This is a genomic window from Streptomyces sp. NPDC021224, from assembly GCF_044332905.1.
Taxonomy (GTDB): Bacteria; Actinomycetota; Actinomycetes; order Streptomycetales; family Streptomycetaceae; genus Actinacidiphila.
Genome location: NZ_JBIRPW010000001.1, coordinates 1,107,665 through 1,126,998, shown reverse-complemented (window position 1 = coordinate 1,126,998; position 19,334 = coordinate 1,107,665). Strand labels below are relative to the sequence as shown.

At 73.0% G+C, this 19,334-nt stretch carries 15 protein-coding genes and 2 tRNA genes; 12 read left to right on the top strand and 5 right to left on the bottom strand.

The window, feature by feature from the left end:
* Window positions 1-69: 69 nt before the first annotated feature.
* Both ACH4PY_RS05010 and ACH4PY_RS05005 read right to left on the bottom strand, forming a co-directional pair.
* The gene (locus tag ACH4PY_RS05010; protein WP_398175944.1) at window positions 70-1,809 is read right to left on the bottom strand and encodes a TIGR03767 family metallophosphoesterase; all 1,740 of its coding nucleotides are present in this window, start codon (window positions 1,807-1,809) and stop codon (window positions 70-72) included.
* Window positions 1,810-2,391: 582 nt separating this feature from the next.
* Window positions 2,392-5,355 (bottom strand): glycoside hydrolase family 3 C-terminal domain-containing protein, encoded by a 2,964-nt coding sequence (locus ACH4PY_RS05005; protein WP_398175942.1) that lies wholly within the window; start codon window positions 5,353-5,355, stop codon window positions 2,392-2,394.
* 532 nt (window positions 5,356-5,887) lie between these two features.
* On the opposite strand from ACH4PY_RS05005, the gene ACH4PY_RS05000 reads away from it, so the two are divergent.
* The 7 genes from ACH4PY_RS05000 (at window position 5,888) to ACH4PY_RS04970 (ending at window position 14,205) form a co-directional block, all read left to right on the top strand.
* Window positions 5,888-7,585, top strand: coding sequence for an ABC transporter substrate-binding protein (locus ACH4PY_RS05000; protein ID WP_398175940.1), 1,698 nt, complete (start codon window positions 5,888-5,890; stop codon window positions 7,583-7,585).
* Window positions 7,586-7,598: 13 nt separating this feature from the next.
* The gene (locus ACH4PY_RS04995; RefSeq protein ID WP_398175938.1) at window positions 7,599-8,651 is read left to right on the top strand and encodes an ABC transporter permease; all 1,053 of its coding nucleotides are present in this window, start codon (window positions 7,599-7,601) and stop codon (window positions 8,649-8,651) included.
* Window positions 8,648-9,598 (top strand): carbohydrate ABC transporter permease, encoded by a 951-nt coding sequence (locus tag ACH4PY_RS04990; protein WP_398175936.1) that lies wholly within the window; start codon window positions 8,648-8,650, stop codon window positions 9,596-9,598. Before ACH4PY_RS04995 ends, ACH4PY_RS04990 begins: the two co-directional genes overlap by 4 nt.
* A 116-nt stretch (window positions 9,599-9,714) precedes the next feature.
* The gene (locus ACH4PY_RS04985) at window positions 9,715-10,725 is read left to right on the top strand and encodes a LacI family DNA-binding transcriptional regulator (protein WP_398175934.1); all 1,011 of its coding nucleotides are present in this window, start codon (window positions 9,715-9,717) and stop codon (window positions 10,723-10,725) included.
* A 92-nt stretch (window positions 10,726-10,817) separates the two neighbouring features.
* A complete protein-coding gene (locus ACH4PY_RS04980) occupies window positions 10,818-12,839 on the top strand; it encodes a beta-galactosidase (RefSeq protein ID WP_398175932.1) in 2,022 nt (673 codons plus the stop codon).
* A gap of 103 nt (window positions 12,840-12,942) precedes the next feature.
* Window positions 12,943-13,260, top strand: coding sequence for a putative quinol monooxygenase (locus ACH4PY_RS04975; RefSeq protein ID WP_398175930.1), 318 nt, complete (start codon window positions 12,943-12,945; stop codon window positions 13,258-13,260).
* A 72-nt stretch (window positions 13,261-13,332) separates the two neighbouring features.
* A complete protein-coding gene (locus ACH4PY_RS04970) occupies window positions 13,333-14,205 on the top strand; it encodes an LLM class flavin-dependent oxidoreductase (protein ID WP_398175928.1) in 873 nt (290 codons plus the stop codon).
* A 12-nt stretch (window positions 14,206-14,217) separates the two neighbouring features.
* Here ACH4PY_RS04970 and ACH4PY_RS04965 read toward each other — a convergent pair whose 3' ends face one another.
* Window positions 14,218-15,117, bottom strand: a complete 900-nt coding sequence (locus tag ACH4PY_RS04965) for a helix-turn-helix transcriptional regulator (RefSeq protein WP_398175926.1) — start codon at window positions 15,115-15,117, stop codon at window positions 14,218-14,220.
* Between the two features lie 154 nt (window positions 15,118-15,271).
* On the opposite strand from ACH4PY_RS04965, the gene ACH4PY_RS04960 reads away from it, so the two are divergent.
* The gene (locus ACH4PY_RS04960; protein WP_398175924.1) at window positions 15,272-15,886 is read left to right on the top strand and encodes a YbhB/YbcL family Raf kinase inhibitor-like protein; all 615 of its coding nucleotides are present in this window, start codon (window positions 15,272-15,274) and stop codon (window positions 15,884-15,886) included.
* Between the two features lie 6 nt (window positions 15,887-15,892).
* Here ACH4PY_RS04960 and ACH4PY_RS04955 read toward each other — a convergent pair whose 3' ends face one another.
* The gene (locus tag ACH4PY_RS04955) at window positions 15,893-16,348 is read right to left on the bottom strand and encodes an Lrp/AsnC family transcriptional regulator (protein WP_398175922.1); all 456 of its coding nucleotides are present in this window, start codon (window positions 16,346-16,348) and stop codon (window positions 15,893-15,895) included.
* Between the two features lie 94 nt (window positions 16,349-16,442).
* Between ACH4PY_RS04955 and ACH4PY_RS04950 the strand changes: the two genes are divergently transcribed.
* The 4 genes from ACH4PY_RS04950 (at window position 16,443) to ACH4PY_RS04935 (ending at window position 18,135) form a co-directional block, all read left to right on the top strand.
* On the top strand, window positions 16,443-17,252 hold the full coding sequence (locus ACH4PY_RS04950; RefSeq protein WP_398175920.1) for an LLM class flavin-dependent oxidoreductase: 810 nt from the start codon (window positions 16,443-16,445) through the stop codon (window positions 17,250-17,252).
* Window positions 17,249-17,800 carry a nucleoside deaminase gene (locus ACH4PY_RS04945; RefSeq protein WP_398175918.1) on the top strand — a complete coding sequence of 184 codons (552 nt, stop codon included), beginning with the start codon at window positions 17,249-17,251 and terminating at the stop codon, window positions 17,798-17,800. Before ACH4PY_RS04950 ends, ACH4PY_RS04945 begins: the two co-directional genes overlap by 4 nt.
* A 182-nt stretch (window positions 17,801-17,982) precedes the next feature.
* A tRNA-Asp gene (locus ACH4PY_RS04940) sits at window positions 17,983-18,057 on the top strand.
* Window positions 18,058-18,061: 4 nt separating this feature from the next.
* Window positions 18,062-18,135: transfer RNA gene (locus tag ACH4PY_RS04935), tRNA-Phe, on the top strand.
* A gap of 63 nt (window positions 18,136-18,198) precedes the next feature.
* On the opposite strand, the gene ACH4PY_RS04930 is transcribed toward ACH4PY_RS04935, so the two are convergent.
* A complete protein-coding gene (locus tag ACH4PY_RS04930; protein ID WP_398175916.1) occupies window positions 18,199-19,224 on the bottom strand; it encodes an ABC transporter permease in 1,026 nt (341 codons plus the stop codon).
* Between the last annotated feature and the right edge of the window lie 110 nt (window positions 19,225-19,334).

The following is a 19,334-nucleotide window of genomic DNA, read 5'->3' as shown; positions in this document are numbered from 1 at the left end:
CGAGCCTACCCCCGTGATCCCGGCGGGGGCCATGGCGGAACCCCCGCCGGGATCACGTCGGTGCGCTGCTCAGGCGCCCGGACGGGCCAGCAGCAGTTCGGTGTTGTGGTCTCCGGCGGCGCCGATCTTGTCTGCGGGTGTGGCGTAGGGGTCGTTGTAGGACAGCTCGCGGTAGAGCGCCGCGAGGCCGCGCTCGGAGGTGTCGCCGAAGTCGGTCGCGTAGGGCGCGGCGGATTCGATGAGGGTGGTGAAGAGCGACAGCGTCCCGTCGCCGTTGTCGGCCACCTCGATGACCCGGGCGTGCTGCGGGAAGTCCACGTGCGAGGCGGTGTTGATCTCCCAGAAGGACCGCTCGGCGACGGCGTGCGCGTGCGGGGTGATCTGGTTCGCGTGCGTGTGCCCGTTCACCCACGCCAGGACGTTGGGGTAGCGCTGGAGCAGCGACACCAACTCGGCGCCGCTGTGCCGGGCTTCGAAGAGGTTGTACGGGTCGGGCAGCGTGTTGCCCATCGTCGTGCTCGTGTGGTGGCTGAAGACCAGCACGTACTGGTCCTGCGAGCCGCGCCGCACCACGTTGCCGTCGCTGTCGTACCAGTGCGTGCTGGTGGCCTGGAGCACCGACTCCAGCCACTTCAGCTGCGTGGTGCCGATCGAACCGTCCGCCCAGCCCGCCCGGTTGGTGGTGTCCAGGCTGACGCCGAGCACACCGGGGGCGACGGGGAAGGTGTAGTAGAGCTTGCCGCTGTCGGCCGCGGACTGCGTGAAGCCGTGCCCGTACGGACCCGAGCCGGTGTAGGCCGAGTTGAGGTGCGCGGCCGCGAACTGCTTGGGGGTGAAAGGCGCCCGGCGCGCGTCCGGGGTGACCTTGCGGACGGGGCCGGTCGCGAGCAGCGTGGCCAGCAGCGTCACGGCGGCCGCCGGGTCGTGCTGAATGGCGTCCGCGAGCTTGGCTGCGGTCGCGGAGTCCAGGCCCTCGATCTTGTTGCCGCCCGTGTAGAGGGAGCCCAGCAGCCCGAGGTCCGGCAGGGTGCCCTCGATGCTGTCGTCGTGGTTGCCGACCGTCGTGTACCAGGGCGCGCGCAGGCCCGTCGCGGTGAACGGGCGGCCCGCCGCGCTCAGGAAACCGGGAACCTGCGGGAAGCCCTTCGTCTTGTAGTCGTCCTGGAAGGACGACTCCGGGTTCCAGTAGTTCGACGACCCGGAGTTCTGCACGCCCTCGTAGCGGCCGGTGTCACCGGTGGACGGGGTGATCGTGCCGCCGCTCATCACCGACAGGTACCAGTCGAGCTCGACGAGCTCGTGGTTGTCGGTGTTGTCGCCCGTCGCCATCACCAGCGAGAAGGGCTGCCCCGTGTACGGGCCGCCGGCCAGCGCGTTCACCCGGTCCACGAGCGAGGACGCGCCGCGTACGGTCAGGGTCTCGTGCGGGCGGTGCGCCGAGTCGATGAAGGGCGCGAGGTACTCGAACCGCACCGGAGACTCGGTGTCCGCCAGGTGCAGGTCGGTGAACTGCACGAAGGAGGCGAGGCCGGTACGGCGGTCGTCGCGGCCCGCGGCGCCCGCGGCCAGCTCCGTCCGCACCACGAGCGGCCAGCCGGGCCCGGCCCCCAGCCGCACGTACGGGCCCGTGCCCGCGGGCGTCGCGACCTGCTCCAGCGTGGTCCCCGCCACCCGCACGGCCCGCGCGGCGGTCGTCGCCAGCGCGCGGTCGTACGCGGCGGCGGACGCGTACGGGCTGTCCGCGAGGCTCAGCCCCGCGGCGACCGCCGCGGCACCACCGAGGAACGTGCGCCTGCTGTAAGAGGCCATGCCGAACTCTCCTGACGCGGTCGGGGATCCGTCCTCACCCATCCCGCCTACCGGCGGGTAATCTCCGTGCGCCAGCATCATGGCACTCCCTGGCCATGACGTGAACACGTCCTAACCAGGCGCGGTCGTTTTCCCCCCACCCCGGGGGACCGACCTCGCGCCTGCGCCGCGGGCCCCCTGCGGGGGGCCTGACCCGACCCTTGCGCAGGGCGGCGAGCGTTCTGGGCCGCGAATGCCGCGCCGGGCAACCACCGGGGGGCGCGGATGCCCCGCCGGGCACCCCCCAGGGGCCGCGGTTGCGCCACCGGCCACCCCCAGGGGCCGCGGTTGCGCCACCGGCCACCCCCAGGGGCCGCGGTTGCGCCACCGGGCACCCCCCAGGGGCGCGGGGAACTGCGCGAGCAACCCACCACCGGCCGGTGGTCCGGAGCGGACCGAACTGCCCCTTTCGGCCGGTCGACTACCCGCGCCCCGGTGGGGGCTTGTCGCGCAGTTCCCCGCGCCCCTAAAAACGCTCGCCCGGCGCGGCACGCACAGCCCGAAAACGGGCACCCCGCGCGGCAGCGCGCAGGGTCCGAGGGGCTAGCCCTCGAACGTGAAGGACCTCACGCAAGCCGCGCCGCGCACCGTGAGGGTGAGGTCGTGGACGCCCGACGTCTCGGGCAGGTCGAGGGAGACGGAGGTCCAGTCGTACCGGGATCCGGTCACAGGGATCGGCACGCTCCCGAGGAGCGAGCCGGACGCGCGGACGTCCAGCGCGGCCTCGCCGGAGGCAAGCGCGACCTCCGCGCTGAAGCGCCGGGCCCCACCCAGGTCCGCGGCGCGGTAGAGGAGTTCGGCCTCCCCCGCCGACGCCACCGCGTCCCCCGCGGAGCGGCTCGCGTCGACGAGCCGCGCCCCCTCGTGGTCGTCGTAGTCCACCGCGGCGACGCGGCGCCCGACGACGGTACGGGGTGCGGGCGCGGGCCCGCGGACGGTGAGCGGCGCGGTCAGCGGGAGCACCCCCGCCGACCGCCCCGCGAGGACCTCGTACGTGCCGGGTTCGACGGCGAAGCCGCCCTCCCGCACGGACCAGTGCGCGAGCGCCTCCGCCGCGGCCAGCGGGAAGTCCAGCCGCGCGGATTCGCCGGGGGCCAGCCGCACCTTGCCGTACGCGGCGAGTGTGAGCAGCGGTGCCTGGTAGGTCTCGGCGGCGGTCGCCCGTACGTACAGCTGCACGGTCTCGACGCCGTCGCGCGTACCGGTGTTGGTGACGGTGACGCTCGCGGTGAAGGTGCCGTCCTGGGCGACGGCGTCCGCCGGGACGCTGAGGTCGGAGAGGGTGAAGTCGGTGTAGGACAGTCCGTGTCCGAAGGGGTGGAGCGGCGCGGCCCGGTGGTACTGGTAGGTCCAGCCCGCCTTGATGATGTCGTAGTCCAGCCGTCCGGGCAGCGGGTCGTCGGCGCGGTACCAGGTCTGCGGGAGGCGGCCGGCGGGGTCGGCGTCGCCGAGGAGGACGGCGGCGAGCGCGTGCCCGGTCTCCTGCCCGGCGTGCGAGGTCCACAGCGCGGCGGGGACGCTGTCCTCGGCGCGGTCCACGGCGTACGGGTAGCTGCTCATGACGACGAGCACGGTCTCGGGGCGGACGGCGGCGACGGCGGCCAGCAGCCGTTCCTGCGTGGGCGGGAGGGTGATCCCGGCGCGGTCCACGGTCTCGCGGCCGTTGATGATGGGGTCGTTGCCGAGGACGACGACGGCGACGTCCGCCCGCGCGGCCGCCTCGACGGCCTGCGCGACGCCGTCCCGGACGACGGTGAGGGTGAACTGCTCGGCGTCCTCGAGCCGTTCGGCGGTCATGGCGACCGCCCCGGTGGCGGCGTCCACGACCGCGTACCTTCCGCCGAGGACCGCGCGCAGCGCCAACGCGCCCGCCTCACCTACGGGTTCGAGCCGGAAGGTCTCGTGCACGTCCCACCCGGCGGGCTGGACACGGTCGGCGGCGAGCGAGGCGTCCGCGTCGACGAGCCCGGCGTAGCGTCCGGTGCGCACGTTGCGCAGGGTGAGCACGCCGAGGTCCCAGTCGAAGAGGTCGAAGAGGGCGCCTTCCGGGCGAGCCCCGTCGTCATCGTTTCCGGCGGCTCCCGCCGACAGCCGCGCGTCGTCCCCGTAGGCGCCGAGCAGCCCGCCCGTCGAGGCGGCCCGCAGCACCACACGGTCGACGCCCTCGATCGTCTCGGTGCTGCCGCCGGCCGCCTCGACGGCCTCGCGCAGCCCGTCCGCCGCGGTCACGCGGTACGGCATCGTGCCGGCGTACCAGTCCTCGAAGAGGCTGTCCGCGAGCGGCCCGAGGACGGCGACGCGCTTGCCGTCCGCGGCGAGCGGCAGCAGCGGGGCCGAACCGCCGCCCACCGCCTCGTTCTTGAGCAGCACGACCGCCTCCGTCGCGGCGCGCAGCGCGAGCGCGCGGTGCTCGGCGGAGTCGACGACGGACCAGGGGGTGTCCGCGTACGGGCCGCCGTCCGGGTCGAACTCGCCGAGGCGGAAGCGGATCGACAGCTGGCGGCGTACCGCCCGGTCGATGTCGGCGGCGGTGAGCAGTCCGCGTTCCACGGCGTCGGTGACGCGGGCGACGGTCACGGAGGAGTCGTCGGCGTGGTCGGTGAAGCTGTCGATGCCGGCGCGCAGCGCGGCCGCGTGCGAGACGGCGTGGTCGTCGAAGTAGTGCTCGTCCTCGACGAGGTTGGACGGCGCCTCGGCGTCGCTGACGACGTACAGCTCCCGCCCGGTCGGCTCCGCCCACCGCCGCAGTTCGCTCTCCAGCAGCGGGGTGACGTGGCAGGGGCGGCCGTTGACGAGGTTGTACGCGGCCATGACGCCGGTCGCGGAGCCTTCGGCGACGGCCTGTCGGAAGGCCGCGAGGTCGTACTCGTGCAGCACCCGCGGGCGCACGCCGGAGGAGGTGGTGGTGCGGTCGTCCTCGTTGTTGTAGGCGAGGAAGTGCTTGAGGACGGGCGCGGTGCGCAGCCGCTGCGGGTCGTCGCCGGCCAGGCCGCGGCAGAAGGCGTGGCCGAGCCGCGCGGACAGCAGCGGGTCCTCGGAGTAGCCCTCCTCGTTGCGGCCCCAGCGCGGGTCGCGCAGCAGGTTCACGACGGGCGCCCACGTCTGGAGGCTGATGCGGCCCTCGCCGAGGGCGGGGGCGCGGTGGTGGTGGTAGGCGCGCACCTCCGTCGCGGTGGCGGTGGCGATCTCGTGCAGCAGGTCGTCGTCCCAGGTGGCGCCGAGGCCGACGGCCTGCGGGAAGACGGTCGCGGTGCCGAGCCAGGCGACGCCGTGCAGTGCCTCGGTGCCGGTGCGGAAGGCGCCGACGCCCAGCCGCGGGACGCCGGGGGCGTACTGGTGGAGCATCGCGATGCGTTCGGCGGCCGTGAGCCGGCCGAGCAGGTCCTCGACCCGGTCGGTGAGCGGCAACGCCGGGTCGCGGAAGGGCAGTTGCCGCACGGCGGGGTCCACGGGCGGGTCCGCGGGCGGCTCGGCGGGCAGCTCGGCGGGCACGGAGACGGTACTCACAGCGGAAAACCCCTTGCGAAGTGCGGCGTTGGGCCGCGACTGGAGGAGGACAGGGCAGGCCGTACGGGGGCGTGCGGGTGCGGACGGCACCGGCGCGTCAAAGGGACAGCGGCAGCGGGGAGCGTGCGTCCTGGGCGGCTCCGGGACGGGCGGGCCGCCGGGCGTCGCGAACGCGCCCGGCGGCCCGCGGACACACACCCGAGGTGAAACGCTTCGACGCTGACATGCGGGCCGGTGCCGTGTCAACCATGTCACGAGGAATGATCACCAAGGGCCAAGAAACCCGTTACTGCGCCCGGTTCACCGGCCCTGACCAGCTCATATCGTCCTGACGTGGGCGAAGAGGCGACCGCCGAAAAGTTTGTGCGCAACTACTTGTCGAACGTGTAGGCCGTCGTTACTCTCACCGCAACGTCGAAGCGCTTCGATTGATGCGGACGGCATCCCCTCTCGCTTGCGACGCCCAGGATTTCTCCCACCTGCCTTGCACGACGCTCGTCACGGAACCTCTCAGGCGAAGGGCCGCCCCATCATGAGCATCGAGTTGAACCGCAGATCCTTTGTGAACGGCGCGGTCGCCGTCGCCGGAACCGCCGCGCTGTCCCCGCTGCTCGCCGCGTGCGGCGGCGGTGGCAAGAACAGCGAGACCAAGCGCAAGGGCGGTACGAACACCAAGAAGGGCGCCGCCGCGGCCCTTCCGGCGTACGTGCCGAGCACCGCCGTGCAGGCCGACATCCCCTCGGCGACCGGCGCCGCCGGGGCGGTCACCGACCCCGGTTTCCTCAAGTACCCGTCCAGTCCGGCGAAGTCGGTCGCCAACAAGCCCGGCGCGGGCGGCACGTACACCACGCTGACCCCGCTGTGGGGCACCATCCCGTCGGCGGGCAACTCCTTCTACAAGGCCATGAACGAGGCGCTGGGCGCCACGCTCACGATGAAGCCCGCCAACGGCGTCACGTACGACACGACGATCACCACGCTCACCGCCGCGAGCAAGCTGCCCGACTGGGTGCAGCTGCCGGGCTGGTGGAATTCCACCTTCAAGGTCGGCGAGCTGTGCGGTACCCAGCTCGCGGACCTCACGCCCTACCTCGCGGGCGACAAGGTCAAGAAGTACCCGAACCTGGCGGCGCTGCCGACCGGCGCGTGGACGGCCGGCATGTGGCAGGACAAGCTCTACGGCATACCGAGCTTCTCCACCGGCTTCGGCCTGCCCGGCCAGTTCTACTACCGGGCCGACGTCTTCGAGGCCAAGGGCATCAACCCCGACGACGTGAAGTCCGCCGACGACTTCATGAGCCTCGGCAAGGAACTCACCGACGCCAAGGGCAGCGTGTGGGCCTTCGACGACGTGTGGCAGTACATGTTCCAGATCTTCGACTTCTCGCAGAAGTTCACCGTCACCGACGGCAAGCTGGTGCACAAGTACGAGCAGCCCGAGCTGCTGGAGGCGCTCAACTGGTGCTACAAGCTGGCCAAGTCGGGCTACATGCACCCCGACGCGCTGGCGGGCAACAACAACGACGCCAAGACCCGCTTCTACGCGGGCAAGGCCCTCATCAACGGTGACGGCACGGGCGCCTGGAACGGGGCCGACGCACAGGCGGGCGTGGCCGCCGACAAGAACTACCGGCGGGGCTCGTTCAAGCCCTTCTCGGCGGACGGCACCAAGGCGCCGCGGCTGTTCCTCAGTCCCTCTGCGGGCGAGTTCAGCTACCTCAACGCCAAGCTCAGGCCCGCGCAGATCGAGGAGTGCCTGCGGATCGCCGACTACCTGGCGGCGCCGTACGGCACGGTCGAGTACCAGCTGGTCAACTTCGGCGTCGAGGGTACCGACTTCACGATGGGCGCCAGCGGCCCGACGGCCACCAAGGCGGGCCTGGCCGACGTGCAGGCGCAGACGTACCCCTTCCTCGCGACGGGGGTCAACGTCATCAACAACCCGGACTTCCCGCAGGTCACCAAGGACCGCTGCGCGTGGAACGCGGAGGCGGCCAAGTACGCCTACAAGCCGGTGTTCTGGAACATGAACATCACCGTGCCGCAGCGCTACGCCACCGCCGACGCCGGGCAGGCCGTCGAGGACACCATCAAGGACGTCTACCACGGCATCAAGCCGGTCTCGGCCTTCCAGGACGCGGTCAGCACCTGGAAGGGCAGCGGCGGCGGCGACGCGATGGTCGCCTGGTACCAGGCGAACGTCCTCGACAAGCTCGGCACGGGCCAGTAAGGGGAATCGGACCATGGCCTCGACCGTCGCCGACCAGGGCGAGGACGAACAGCAGCACCCGGGCGACGGTCCCGAGGGCGGCGCCGCCGGGAAGCCCTCCCGGCGCGCCGCCCGGCGGCAGGCCCGGCAGGCCCTCGCGGCCCTGCCCGACCGGAACCGGCTCACCTGGCGGATCCGGCTGCGCCGCGACAAGTCGCTGATCCTGATGACGCTGCCGGCCATCGCGCTGCTGCTCGTCTTCAACTACCTGCCGCTCTTCGGCACCGTGACCGCCTTCCAGTACTACGACCCGCTGGACGGCATCAGGAACAGCGAGTGGGTCGGGCTGTACCAGTTCCGCCAGCTCTTCGGCGACCCGCTGTTCTGGCACGCGCTGGAGAACACCCTTTACATCAGCGCCGTGCAGCTCGTGCTGTTCTTCCCGATCCCGATCCTGCTGGCGCTGCTGCTCAACTCCGTCCTCAACTCCCGCCTGCGGTCGGTCATCCAGGCCATCACCTTCCTGCCGCACTTCTACTCGTGGGTGCTCGTCGTCACGCTCTTCCAGCAGATGCTGGGCGGCGCGGGCCTGCTCAACCACTTCCTGCGCCAGCACGATCTGGGCACCTGGGACGTGATGACCAACCCGCACACCTTCTCGCTGCTGGTGACCTCGCAGGTGGTGTGGAAGGACGCGGGCTGGGGCATCATCGTCTTCCTCGCCGCCCTGTCGGCCATCGACCAGAACCTGTACGAGGCGGCCGCGTCCGACGGCGCGGGCCGCTGGCGGCGGATGTGGCACATCACGCTGCCCGGCATGCGCAGCGTCATCGTGCTGATGCTCGTGCTGCGGCTCGGCAACACGCTCTCGGTCGGCTTCGAGCAGCTGCTCGTCCAGCGCTTCGCCGTGGGCCACGACGCCGCCGACGTCCTCGACACCTTCTCCTTCTACTACGGCATCGGGACCCAGAACTACAGCTACGGCGCTGCCGCGGGCATCTTCAAGAGCGTCATCTCGCTGCTGCTGATCTGGGGTGCCAACAAGCTGGCCCACCGCTTCGGCGAGGACGGACTGTACCGGAAATGACGACTCTGACCGCACCCCCCGCGCGGGTGCCCGCCCGCCGGCGCAACCCGAACCGCCCCGCGTGGGAGGAGCCGCCGTCCGCCGTCGGCCAGGGCGCCAAGGGGCTCACGCTCGGCGCCGTGGTGCTGCTCATCCTGCTGCCGCTGTACTGCGTGATCCTCACCAGCTTCTCCACACCGGGCGCGATCAACCGGGCCGGCGGCCTGGTCATCGTCCCCGACGGGCTCACGCTCGACGCGTACACCACGATGCTCAGTGACGGCACGGTGCGCCGCTCGCTGTTCGTGACGCTGGGCATCACGGTGGTCGGCACCGCGATCTCGATGGCCGTGTCGATCCTGTGCGCGTACGGGCTGTCCCGCGCACGCTCGCTCGGCCACCGCTTCCTGCTGCTCCTGCTCGTCGTCACGATGTTCGTCAACGGCGGCCTGATCCCGACCTTCCTGGTCATCAACGGGCTCGGCGGCCTCGGGCAGTACTGGGCGCTGATCCTGCCCAGCGCGGTCAGCGTCTTCAACATCCTGGTGCTGCGCAGCTTCTACTCCAACACCGCGGGCGAACTCATCGACGCGGCCCGCATGGACGGCGCCAACGAGTGGCGCATCCTGTGGTCGGTCGTGCTGCCCACCTCCCGCGCGGTGACAGCCGTCATCTCCCTGTTCTACGCGGTCGGTTACTGGAACACCTTCTTCAACGCCATGCTCTACATGCCGGCCGACAACCAGAAGTGGCCGCTGCAGATGGTGCTGTACGAATACGTCAACCGGGGTATGAACATGCCGGGTCAGGTGAACAGCGGCTTCGGCGTCGCCGGCCACTCGCAGACGGCCCCGCTGTCCCTCCAGATGGCCGTCGTCGTCCTCACCCTGCTCCCCATCACCATCGTCTTCCCGTTCATGCAGAAGCACTTCGCGAAGGGCATGCTCACCGGCGCGATCAAGGGCTGACGCCGCCCCACCCCAGACAGGGCCGGTCCCGCACGCCCATCCCCCGCTGCGTGACGGGACCGGCCCCCGGGCGACACCATGGACAACCAGCGGCACGACACGAAGGGTTCACCAGCATGGTGACTTTGGCCGAGGTGGCCAAGCACGCGGGCGTCTCCGCGAGCACCGTCAGCTATGTCCTCAGCGGCAAGCGCTCCATCTCGACCCCGACCAGGGAGCGCGTGGAGAAGGCGATCAGCGACCTGGGGTACCACCCCAACGCGGGCGCCCGCGCGCTGGCCGGCAAGCGCTCGCACATCATCGCGCTCGTCGTGCCGCTGCGCACCGACGTCTACGTGCCGGTCATGATGGAGATAGCGATCTCCGTGACGGTCGCGGCCCGCAGCTTCGGCTACGACGTGCTGCTGATCACCAACGACGAGGGCCCGGAGGGGCTGCGCCGGGTGGCCGCGAGCGGGCTCGCCGACGGGGTGATCCTGATGGACGTCGAGCTCGACGACGCCCGGATCCCCGTGCTGCGCGAGACCGGAACGCACGCCGCGCTCATCGGACTCCCCGCCGACACCACCGGACTGGCCTGCGTGGACCACGACTTCGCGGACGCGGGCGCGCTGTGCGCCGAACACCTCGCCGACCTCGGCCACCAGGACATCGCCTTCATCGGCTACGCCCCCGCCGTCTACCAGCGGCACGCCGGTTACGCCGAGCGCACCCTCAGCGGCTTCCGCGCGCGCGCCGCAGAACGCGGGCTGCGGGTGCTGCACCGCCCGTGCGAGGGCAGCTACGAGTCCACCGCGGGCGCGCTGTCCAGGATCCTCGCCGACCGCCCCGCCACCACGGGCTTCGTGGTGCAGAACGAGGGCGCGATCGGCCCGCTGCTGAGCCTGCTGCGCACCAGCGGCCGGGTCGTGCCCGAGGACGCGTCGGTGGTGGCGCTGTGCCCCGAGCCGCTGGCCGAGCAGTATTCGCCGCGGCTCACCGCGGTGACCGGACCCGCGCACGAACTCGGTCGGCAGGCCGTGCAGTTGGTGATGAACCGGCTGGACGACCGGCCCACCGCCGAGGTCAGCCTGCTCACCCCGGTGCTCACCCCGCGCGAGAGCACGGGCCCCGCGCCGGTGCGCTGAACCCTTCCCGCTCGCCCTCCACCGTCCCCGAAAGGCTTCGCCATGCCCGCTCTCCGTGCGCAACCCGCTTTTGAGGCAAGGCAGTCGGTGTCATGAGCGGGGCCACCGACGGTGTCGTGCGGCGGCTCGGCGGACGGCTCGCCTTCGGCGGGGACTACAACCCCGAGCAGTGGGACGAGGCCGTGTGGAAGGAGGACGACCTCCTGATGCGCTGGGCACACGTCAACCTCGTCACGGTCGGCGTCTTCTCCTGGGCGCTGCTCGAACCCGAGGAGGGCCGCTACGACTTCGCGTGGCTCGACGCGCACCTGGACCGCCTGCACGCGGGCGGCGTCGCCGTGGACCTCGCCACGCCCACCGCCTCGCCCCCGCCGTGGTTCACCCTGGCGCACCCCGACGCGATGCCCGTCACCGCCGAGGGCGTACGCCTCACACACGGCAGCCGGGACACCTACTGCCTGGCCGCGCCCGCCTACCGGCAGGCCTGCGTGCGGATCGCGGACGCGCTCGCGCGGCGCTACGGCGACCATCCGGCCGTCGCGATGTGGCACGTCCACAACGAGTACGCAACGTTGTGCCACTGCGACCACGCCGCCGCGGCCTTCCGGATCTGGCTGCGCGCTCGGCACGGCACCCTCGACGCGGTCAACGACGCCTGGGGAACGGCCTTCTGGAGCCAGCGCTACGGCTCCTGGGAGCAGATCCTGCCGCCGCGCGCCACCCAGTGGCACCGCAACCCCGGACTCGCCCTGGACTACCGTCGGTTCTGGTCCGACCTCGCGCTCGACGCCTACCGCGAGCAGCGCGACGCGATCCGCGCGCACACCACGCCCGACCGCCCCGTCACCACCAACCTGATGCTGCCCGGCTACCAGGTGCTGGACCTGTGGGCGTTCGGCCGCGAGGTGGACGTCGTCGGCATCGACCACTACCCCGCCTCGCCCGGCCTCGACGCCGCCGCCGACACCGCCTTCGGCGCCGACCGCGCCCGCTCCTTCGGCGGTGGCAAGCCGTGGCTGCTGATCGAGCAGGGCGCCAACACCGTCTACACCGCCGACCGCACACTGCCGAAGGAGCCGGGCGAGCTGCTGCGGCACTCCCTCGCGCACATCGCGCGCGGCTCGGAGGGCACGCTCTTCTTCCAGTGGCGCCAGTCCCGCGCCGGAGCCGAGATCTGGCACTCCGCAATGGTCCCGCACGCCGGGCCCGACTCCCGGGTCTTCCGCGAGGTCACCGACACGGGCGCGGTGGTCGCCCGGCTCGGCGAACTGGCCGGCTCGGTCGTACGGCCGCGGGCCGCCGTGCTGCACGACTCCGACTGCTGGTGGGCGCTCGACGGGCAGGGCCTGCCCTCCGCGTCGCTGGACTACCACCGCGAACTGCGCCGCGCCCACCGCGCGTTGTGGGACGCCGGGATCACCGCGGACCTCGCCCACCCCGCCGACGCCGACCTCGGCCGCTACGAACTCCTGATCGCCCCCGCCCTGTTCCTGCTCTCCGACGCCGACGCCGAACGCCTGCGGGCGTACGTCCACGGCGGCGGCACGCTCCTCGTCCAGCACTTCGCGGGCGTCGTCGACGAACGCCACCACGCCCGGCTCGGCGGCTACCCCGCGGAGCCGCTGCGCGTCGCGCTCGGCGTACGGGTCGAGGAGCACCGCCCGCTCGCCGCCGACACGGTGGCCCCCCTGTCCGACGGCTCGCACGCCACCGAGTGGAGCGAGCTGCTGCGCCTCACCGACCCGGCCGAGGCCGTCGCCTCCTACACCGAGGGCGCGCTCGCGGGCGCACCCGCCCTGACCCGCCACGCCTACGGCTCCGGCGCCGCCTGGTACGCCTCCACCCGCCTCGACGACCCGTCCTACACGGCCCTCGTCGCCCGCCTGCTCACCGAGTCCGGTGTCCGCCCCGAGATCCCCGTGCCGCCGGGCGTCGAGGCGATCCGCCGCCACGCCCCCTCCGGCGACCGCAGCTGGCTCTTCCTGATCAACCACACGGCCGCCCCCGTCACCGTCCCCGCCACGGGCCACGACCTCCTCACCGCCCGCACCATCCCCGCCGCCGGACTCACCCTCCCCCCCGGCGGCTCGGCCGTCCTCCGCGACCACCCCTGACCGACCGGCGCACCGCCCCGCCCCACGCCGGGACGGTGCGCCGGTCCCCGTGGCGTGACCCGCCTCGAAGCGGTCGCCGGCATCCCCTGGCTAGGGTGAGGGGATGGACGCGCATGTGCTTGTCGTTGCCACGATGGTCTGCGAGCCGGAGGACGCCGAAGGATTCGCACGGATCCTGGGCGAGTTCGGGGCGGCGTGCCGGGAAGAGGACGGCTGCCTGTCCTTCGAGGTGCTGCGGTCCGAGGAGGCGCCCGGCCGGTTCGTGAGCATCGAACGGTACGCGGACGAGGCGGCGTTCGCGGCGCACCGCGCGTCGGAGCACTTCCGGGAGGTCGGGATGGGGCGGGTCATGCCGCTCACCACCGCGCGGGACGTGCAGCTGTACGTGCCCGCGGGGGACGTCACGCCCGCGGCGGGGTGAGCCGGGGCGCCGCCTCGAGGTCGGGACCGGTGGGGCGTTGATCGCCGGTGGAGGCGGACGTAGGTTCCCTGCATGACGAACGTGCGCATCGGCGTGATGTACGACCGCGAGTGGGATCCGGCCGGGCTCGCCGGCTTCGCGCGGCAGGCGGAGGAGATCGGGCTGGACGACCTGTGGGTCGTCGAGGACCTGGGGTGGAACGGCGGTGTGTCCGCCGCCGCGATCGCGCTGGGGGCGACGACGCGGATCCGGGTCGGGATCGGGATCGCGCCCGCGCCGCTGCGCAGCCCCGCCCTGCTGGCGATGGAACTGGCCACGCTGGAGCGGGCGTTCCCGGGTCGGCTGGTCGCCGGGATCGGGCACGGCGCGTCGAACTGGATGGCGCAGGTGGGCGCCGCCCCGCGGTCGCCGCTGGCGATGCTGGACGAGACGATCACGGCGGTGCGGGCACTGCTGCGCGGCGAGAAGGTCGAGCTGGACGGGCGCGAGGTGCGGCTCGACGGAGTGCGGCTGGTGCATCCGCCGGAGGTTGCGCCGCCGGTCGTCGCCGGGGTGGTGCGGCCGCGCTCGCTGGAGCTGGCGGGGCGGGTCGCGGACGGCACGCTGATCGCCGAGGGGCACGGCCCGGACGACGTCCGTACGGCGTGGGAGCTGGCCCGCAAAGGCGGCGCCGGGGACGGCTTCGGCGTCATCGCGTACGCGGCGGCCGCGGTGGACGACGACCCGGACCGCGCGGCGGCGGCGCTGCGGAACTTCCTCACAGGTCAGGGCGCGTGGCTGGGCAAGTCGCTGGACGAACTCTTCAGCGTCTCCGGTACGGCCGGGCAAGCCGCCGCGCGCATGGACGAGTTGGTGGCGGCGGGCGCGGAAACGGTCGTCCTGCGCGTCTTCGGCCCCGAACCGCTCCGCCAGCTGGCGGCGCTGCTGGCGGCCCGCGAGGGCTAGCCCGCGCGGGCCCTACGCCCCGATCGCCCGCACGTTGTCCGCCCCGTGCAGTCCGCCGCGGTCCGACAGCAGGCGGCGCAGGCCGCGTTCGGTGGCGGGGTCCGCCGGGGTGACGGCCACCAGGTACTGCTCGGAGCCGTCGCACGTAGCCAGCACGTCGTAGCGGACGGTCAGTTCGCCGACCACCGCGTGCCGCAGGCGCTTCGTGCCGTGGCTGCGGGTGCGGACCGTGTGGTCGTCCCACCAGGCGGCGAACTCCTGGCTCACGGAGCGCAGTTCGGCCACCAGCGCGCGCAGGCGCGGGTCGTCGGGGTGGCGGGCGGACTGGGCCCGCAGGTTGCCGACCGTCTCGCGGGCCACGCGCTGCCAGTCGAGCTGGGCGGCGCGCAGCCGCGAGCCCGGGGCGAAGAGCAGCCACGCGGTGTTGGCAGCGGCGCCCGTGCCGAAGTCCTCGCCGAAGAGGGCGGAGGCGGCGGCGTTCCACGCCAGGACGTCCATCCGGAAGTCGACGACGTACGCGGGCCACAGCGGCATGCCGTCCAGCAGGATCCGCAGCGAGTCGGCGACGGGCACGGGCGCGTACGCGATCGGCGGCGCCTCGCCCCGTGCGACCAGGTGCAGGTGCTGGCGCTCGCTCGGTGTCAGCCGCAGGGCCCCGGCCACGGCGTCCAGCACGGCGGTGCCGGGGACGCCCACCCGGCCCTGCTCCAGCCGGATGTACCAGTCGATGCTGACGGCGGCGAGCTGCGCGACCTCCTGCCGCCGCAGTCCGGGGGTGCGGCGCCGCCCGGCGTCCGGCAGGCCCACGTCGTGCGGGGTGAGCCGGGCGCGCATCGCCCGCAGGAACTCCGCCAGTTCGGGGCGCCGCGGCCCGCCGCCCCGCCCCTGCCCGCGCTCCGCCGTGCCGTTCATGCGGCCCATGATCGGCGCCGCCGCGCCCCACCGTCCACCGGGATACGCCCGGGAGCCTGGCACTGCGGATGCCAGGTTCCGCGCGGCCTTCCCCGCCCTCCCCGCACCGCCCGATCGTGGAGCCCCACCGATCACGAGCACACCGGAGGACCCCATGAGGAGCAGCGCCCGTACCGCCACCGCCGTCGCGGCCGCCACCGTCGCCGTCGCCGCGGCCGGCGCCGTCACCGCGCACAGCAGTTCGCCCCGGCAGCCCGCGTACGGCCACCAGCAGATCCGCTCGGGCGTCCCGCAGGGTGCCGCGCGCTTCACCGTGACCAGCCCCGACGTCCGCGACCACGGCACCTTCCCCGCCGACACCTGGGCGAACGCCTTCGGCTGCGCGGGCGGCAACCGGCAGGTGCGGCTGTCCTGGCACGGCGCGCCCGCGGGCACCCGCAGCTACGCGGTGACGATGTACGACCCGGACGCGCCCTCGGGCGCGGGCTTCTGGCACTGGGAGACGTGGGACATCCCGGCGTCCGCCCGCGCCCTGGGCGCGACCCCGCCCGCGGGCAGCGTGGTGGGCACCAACGACGCCGGGGCGAAGGGCTATCTGGGCCCGTGCCCGCCCGCCGGGGACGTCACGCACCACTACCGGATCACGGTCTACGCGCTGGACGTGCCGTCCCTGGAGCTGCCCGCCGAGACGCCCGCGACCGTCACGACGTTCACGATGTCGGGCCATGTCGTCGGGCACGCCGACATGACGGTGACGGCCCGCCGCTGACCACGCTCAGGGCCGCGCCGGGCCCCGGAAGGGCAGCGTCTGCCGGTAGACGACGCTCGTGGTCGTGCTGCCGAATCCGGCGAGTTCGTCCACGAGCGTCTCCAGGTGCTCCATCGAGGTGGCCGCGACCTTGAGCGTGTAGCAGTCGTCACCGGTCGTGCGCAGGCACTCCAGGATCTCCCGGCGGTCGGTGAGCAGCCGGTGCAGCGGCTGGTGGCGGTTGCCGGGGTACTTCAGGCGGACGACGGCGAGCACGGGGTAGCCGACCTTCGTGAGGTCCACGGCCGCGTGGTAGCCGGTGACGACGCCGAGGGATTCCAGCTGCCGCACCCGCTCGGTGGTGGCCGACGCGCTCAGCCCGACCCGTCGCCCCAGCTCGCTGAACGAGAGCCGCGCCTCGTGCTGGAGCTGTCCGACGATCGCCCAGTCCACGTCGTCCAGTTCATCGGGGTTCCCGGCCATACGCCGATACTACCGGGAGATTCACCGCAACAGGCTCCCGTCACCACGAGAAGTCCCTTCAGTCCGGCGCATCCGCCGGGATAGCCTCGACGCCATGCAACTAGGCGTCAACGTGCCGAACTTCGGGCCGGGCACCGACCCGGGCGTGCTGCGCGAATGGGCGATCCGGATCGAGGAGCTGGGCTACGACCTGCTCATGATGTCCGACCACGTGACCGTCACCCCGGACGTCGCCGAGCGCTACCCCGAACCGTTCTACGACCCCTTCACGACCCTCGCGTGGCTGGCCGGCCTCACCCGCTCCGTACGGCTCGGCACCACCGTGACCGTGCTGCCCTACCGCCACCCGCTGCTGGTCGCCCGTATGGCGGAGGGCCTGCAGCAGCTCAGCGGCGGACGGTTCGTGCTCGGCGTCGGAGTGGGCTGGTCCCCGCAGGAGTTCGCCGCCCTCGGCGTGCCCTTCGCCGACCGCGGCCGCCTCACCGACGCGCACCTGGCCGCGCTGCACGAGGCGCGGCCCGGCGGCGCGACACCCGTACCGCTGTGGGTCGGCGGCAGCAGCCGGGCGGCGATCCGGCGGGCCGTCCGGCACGGCGACGCGTGGCACCCTCTGCGCCTCGCCCTGCCCCGGCTGCGCGCCACCCTCGCCGAGCACCCCGACCTGCCCGCGCTCGCGCCCCGGATCGCCCTCGACGTGACCGACGCCCCCGTCACCGGCCCCGACCGTCCCGCCGGGGTCGGCACGCTCGACCAGATAGCCGGCGACCTCGCCGAACTGGAACGCCTCGGCGCCACCGCCGTCGTCCTCGACCCGTACCACGGGGACCCGGAGCAGACCCGTACGCCCGAACCGGCCTGGCAGGCCCTCGCCGCCCTCGCCGCCCACCGGAGGACCGCCCCATGACCGACCCCTCGCCCGCCCCGGAGCCCACTCCCGGGCCCACTCCCGAGCCGTCGTCCGCCCAGGACCCCGGCACCGGCTCCGACCCGGGCACCGGCACCGTCCTGACCCCCGCCGACGAGGCGCTGCTGCGGCGGGCCATCGCGCTCGCCGCCCGCGCCGTCGAGACCGGCGACGCGCCCTTCGGCTCCCTGCTGGCCGGACCGGACGGCACCGTGCTCGCCGAGGACCACAACACCGTGCGGCGCGACAGCGACATCACCGCCCACCCCGAGCTGAAGCTCGCCCGCTGGGCCGCCCGCGAGCTGGACGCGGAGGAGGCCGGCCGCACGACCATGTACACCAGCTGCCAGCCCTGCTCGATGTGCGCGGGCGCGATCATGCGCTCCGGCCTCGGCCGCGTCGTGTACGCCCTGTCCACCGGCCAGCTCGTCGCCCTCCACCCGGAGTCCGGCGCCTGGCCGACCGTCCCGCTGGGCGGCCCCGCCCTCTTCGACGAGGCCCGCGCCCCCGTCGAGGCGTACTACGGGGGCGCCGCCGCGACCGGCTGATCATGCGTTTCGGGACGCCCTCGCAGGTCTGATACGCTGATCCAGCGACAACGGCCTGCGGGCGGTGCCCGGCCGGTCACGGAGGGCAAGGTCCTCCGGAGGGTCGCGAAACCCGTGCGAGAGCATGGCACCTGGTGTGTCAGACTTGTTCCGCACACAAGCAGTGCAGAGCAGTACAGCAAGGTCCTGTGGAGCAGTTTGGAGTGCTCGCCACCCTGTCAAGGTGGAGGCCGCGGGTTCAAATCCCGTCAGGACCGCTGCGGCTGGGTAGCTCAGTTGGTACGAGCGACCGCCTGAAAAGCGGTAGGTCGCCGGTTCGACCCCGGCCCCAGCCACCGCACGGTGGAGGCCCCGTTCCCTGGTGGAGCGGGGCCTCCACCGTTTTCCGGCGGTACGGGTCAGCGCCCGCCCGGATGCCGGTGCCGCCACCCCACGAAGACCGCGGTCGACACCGCCGCCCACCCCGCGAGCACCAGGAACGGGAAGGCGTGCTGGTGCCCCCCGAAGTAGACGGCGGTGTGCTGCGCGTTCACCGACCCGCCCGGCGGCAGCCACCGCCCGATCCGCCCCAGCAGCGACGGCAGCAGCGGCCACGACACCGCCCCGCCCGACGACGGATTGCCGAGCAGCACCATCAGGCCCCACGTCGGCAGCATCGCCCACCGCCCGACCAGCGTGTTGAACATCGTGAAGACCATGCCCGACGTGAACATCGTGAACGCCAGGATCGCCCACGACTCCGCGAACGGCAGCCGCAGCGCCCCCAGCCCCCAGTCCACGACCGCGGCGATCGAGAAACCGCCGAGCATCGCGTACGCCACGATGAACGCGATGCGCTCCGCGGGGTTGAGGGCACGCGCGTGCACGCTGAGCTGGATCGCGCCGACGAAGCCGAGGATCACGGCGGCCAGCGAGATGTAGAAGATCGCCAGCCCCCGCGGGTCGCCCTTCTGCAGCGGGTTGATGTCGCTGACAGTCACCGGCACGCCGATCGAGCCGCCCACCGCGGGCGCGGTCTGCGCGAGCAGCTCGGCGACGCTCGCGCCGGACGCCGACGACACGTACAGCCGCGGCGCGTCCATCGCCTCCCCCACCTCCGCCCGGCCCGGCTCGCGCAGGATCGCGAAGACCCGCTGCTCCTCGACCGCGTCCTTCGCCTGCGCGAACGTGTCGTAGTGGTGCAGCTTGAGCGACGCCCCCAGCGCCTTCTCCATCCCCGCGACGAACTCCGCGCGCTTGACCTGCGAGGTCGGGATGCCGGTGACGGCCGTCGGGATGAACCGCGGCGTCGGATTCGCCATGGCGTACGTGTACGAGCCGGCGAACAGGCCCGCGGCGGCGGCGATCAGGACGACCAGCACGCAGGCGGGCCAGAAGGGTGAGCTGCGGAGCCCCTTCCACCCCGCCGCCGCCCTCGCCCTCATACCCGCCACGCTAACCACCCCCCGCCCCCCGCGCCCCCGCAGTTACGCCCGCCGGGCGACATCCCCCGCCACCGCGCCGGGCACCCCGCGGCGCAGCCGCGAGCTCACGG

Bases quoted from the DNA above. Each gene is read 5' to 3' on its own strand.
- ACH4PY_RS05010 (WP_398175944.1), bottom strand. From the start codon at position 1,809: ATGGCCTCTTACAGCAGGCGCACGTTCCTCGGTGGTGCCGCGGCGGTC.
- ACH4PY_RS05000 (WP_398175940.1), top strand. From the start codon at position 5,888: ATGAGCATCGAGTTGAACCGCAGATCCTTTGTGAACGGCGCGGTCGCC.
- ACH4PY_RS04995 (WP_398175938.1), top strand. From the start codon at position 7,599: ATGGCCTCGACCGTCGCCGACCAGGGCGAGGACGAACAGCAGCACCCG.
- ACH4PY_RS04990 (WP_398175936.1), top strand. From the start codon at position 8,648: ATGACGACTCTGACCGCACCCCCCGCGCGGGTGCCCGCCCGCCGGCGC.
- ACH4PY_RS04985 (WP_398175934.1), top strand. From the start codon at position 9,715: ATGGTGACTTTGGCCGAGGTGGCCAAGCACGCGGGCGTCTCCGCGAGC.
- ACH4PY_RS04980 (WP_398175932.1), top strand. From the start codon at position 10,818: ATGAGCGGGGCCACCGACGGTGTCGTGCGGCGGCTCGGCGGACGGCTC.
- ACH4PY_RS04975 (WP_398175930.1), top strand. From the start codon at position 12,943: ATGGACGCGCATGTGCTTGTCGTTGCCACGATGGTCTGCGAGCCGGAG.
- ACH4PY_RS04970 (WP_398175928.1), top strand. From the start codon at position 13,333: ATGACGAACGTGCGCATCGGCGTGATGTACGACCGCGAGTGGGATCCG.
- ACH4PY_RS04965 (WP_398175926.1), bottom strand. From the start codon at position 15,117: ATGAACGGCACGGCGGAGCGCGGGCAGGGGCGGGGCGGCGGGCCGCGG.
- ACH4PY_RS04960 (WP_398175924.1), top strand. From the start codon at position 15,272: ATGAGGAGCAGCGCCCGTACCGCCACCGCCGTCGCGGCCGCCACCGTC.
- ACH4PY_RS04955 (WP_398175922.1), bottom strand. From the start codon at position 16,348: ATGGCCGGGAACCCCGATGAACTGGACGACGTGGACTGGGCGATCGTC.
- ACH4PY_RS04950 (WP_398175920.1), top strand. From the start codon at position 16,443: ATGCAACTAGGCGTCAACGTGCCGAACTTCGGGCCGGGCACCGACCCG.
- ACH4PY_RS04945 (WP_398175918.1), top strand. From the start codon at position 17,249: ATGACCGACCCCTCGCCCGCCCCGGAGCCCACTCCCGGGCCCACTCCC.
- ACH4PY_RS04930 (WP_398175916.1), bottom strand. From the start codon at position 19,224: ATGAGGGCGAGGGCGGCGGCGGGGTGGAAGGGGCTCCGCAGCTCACCC.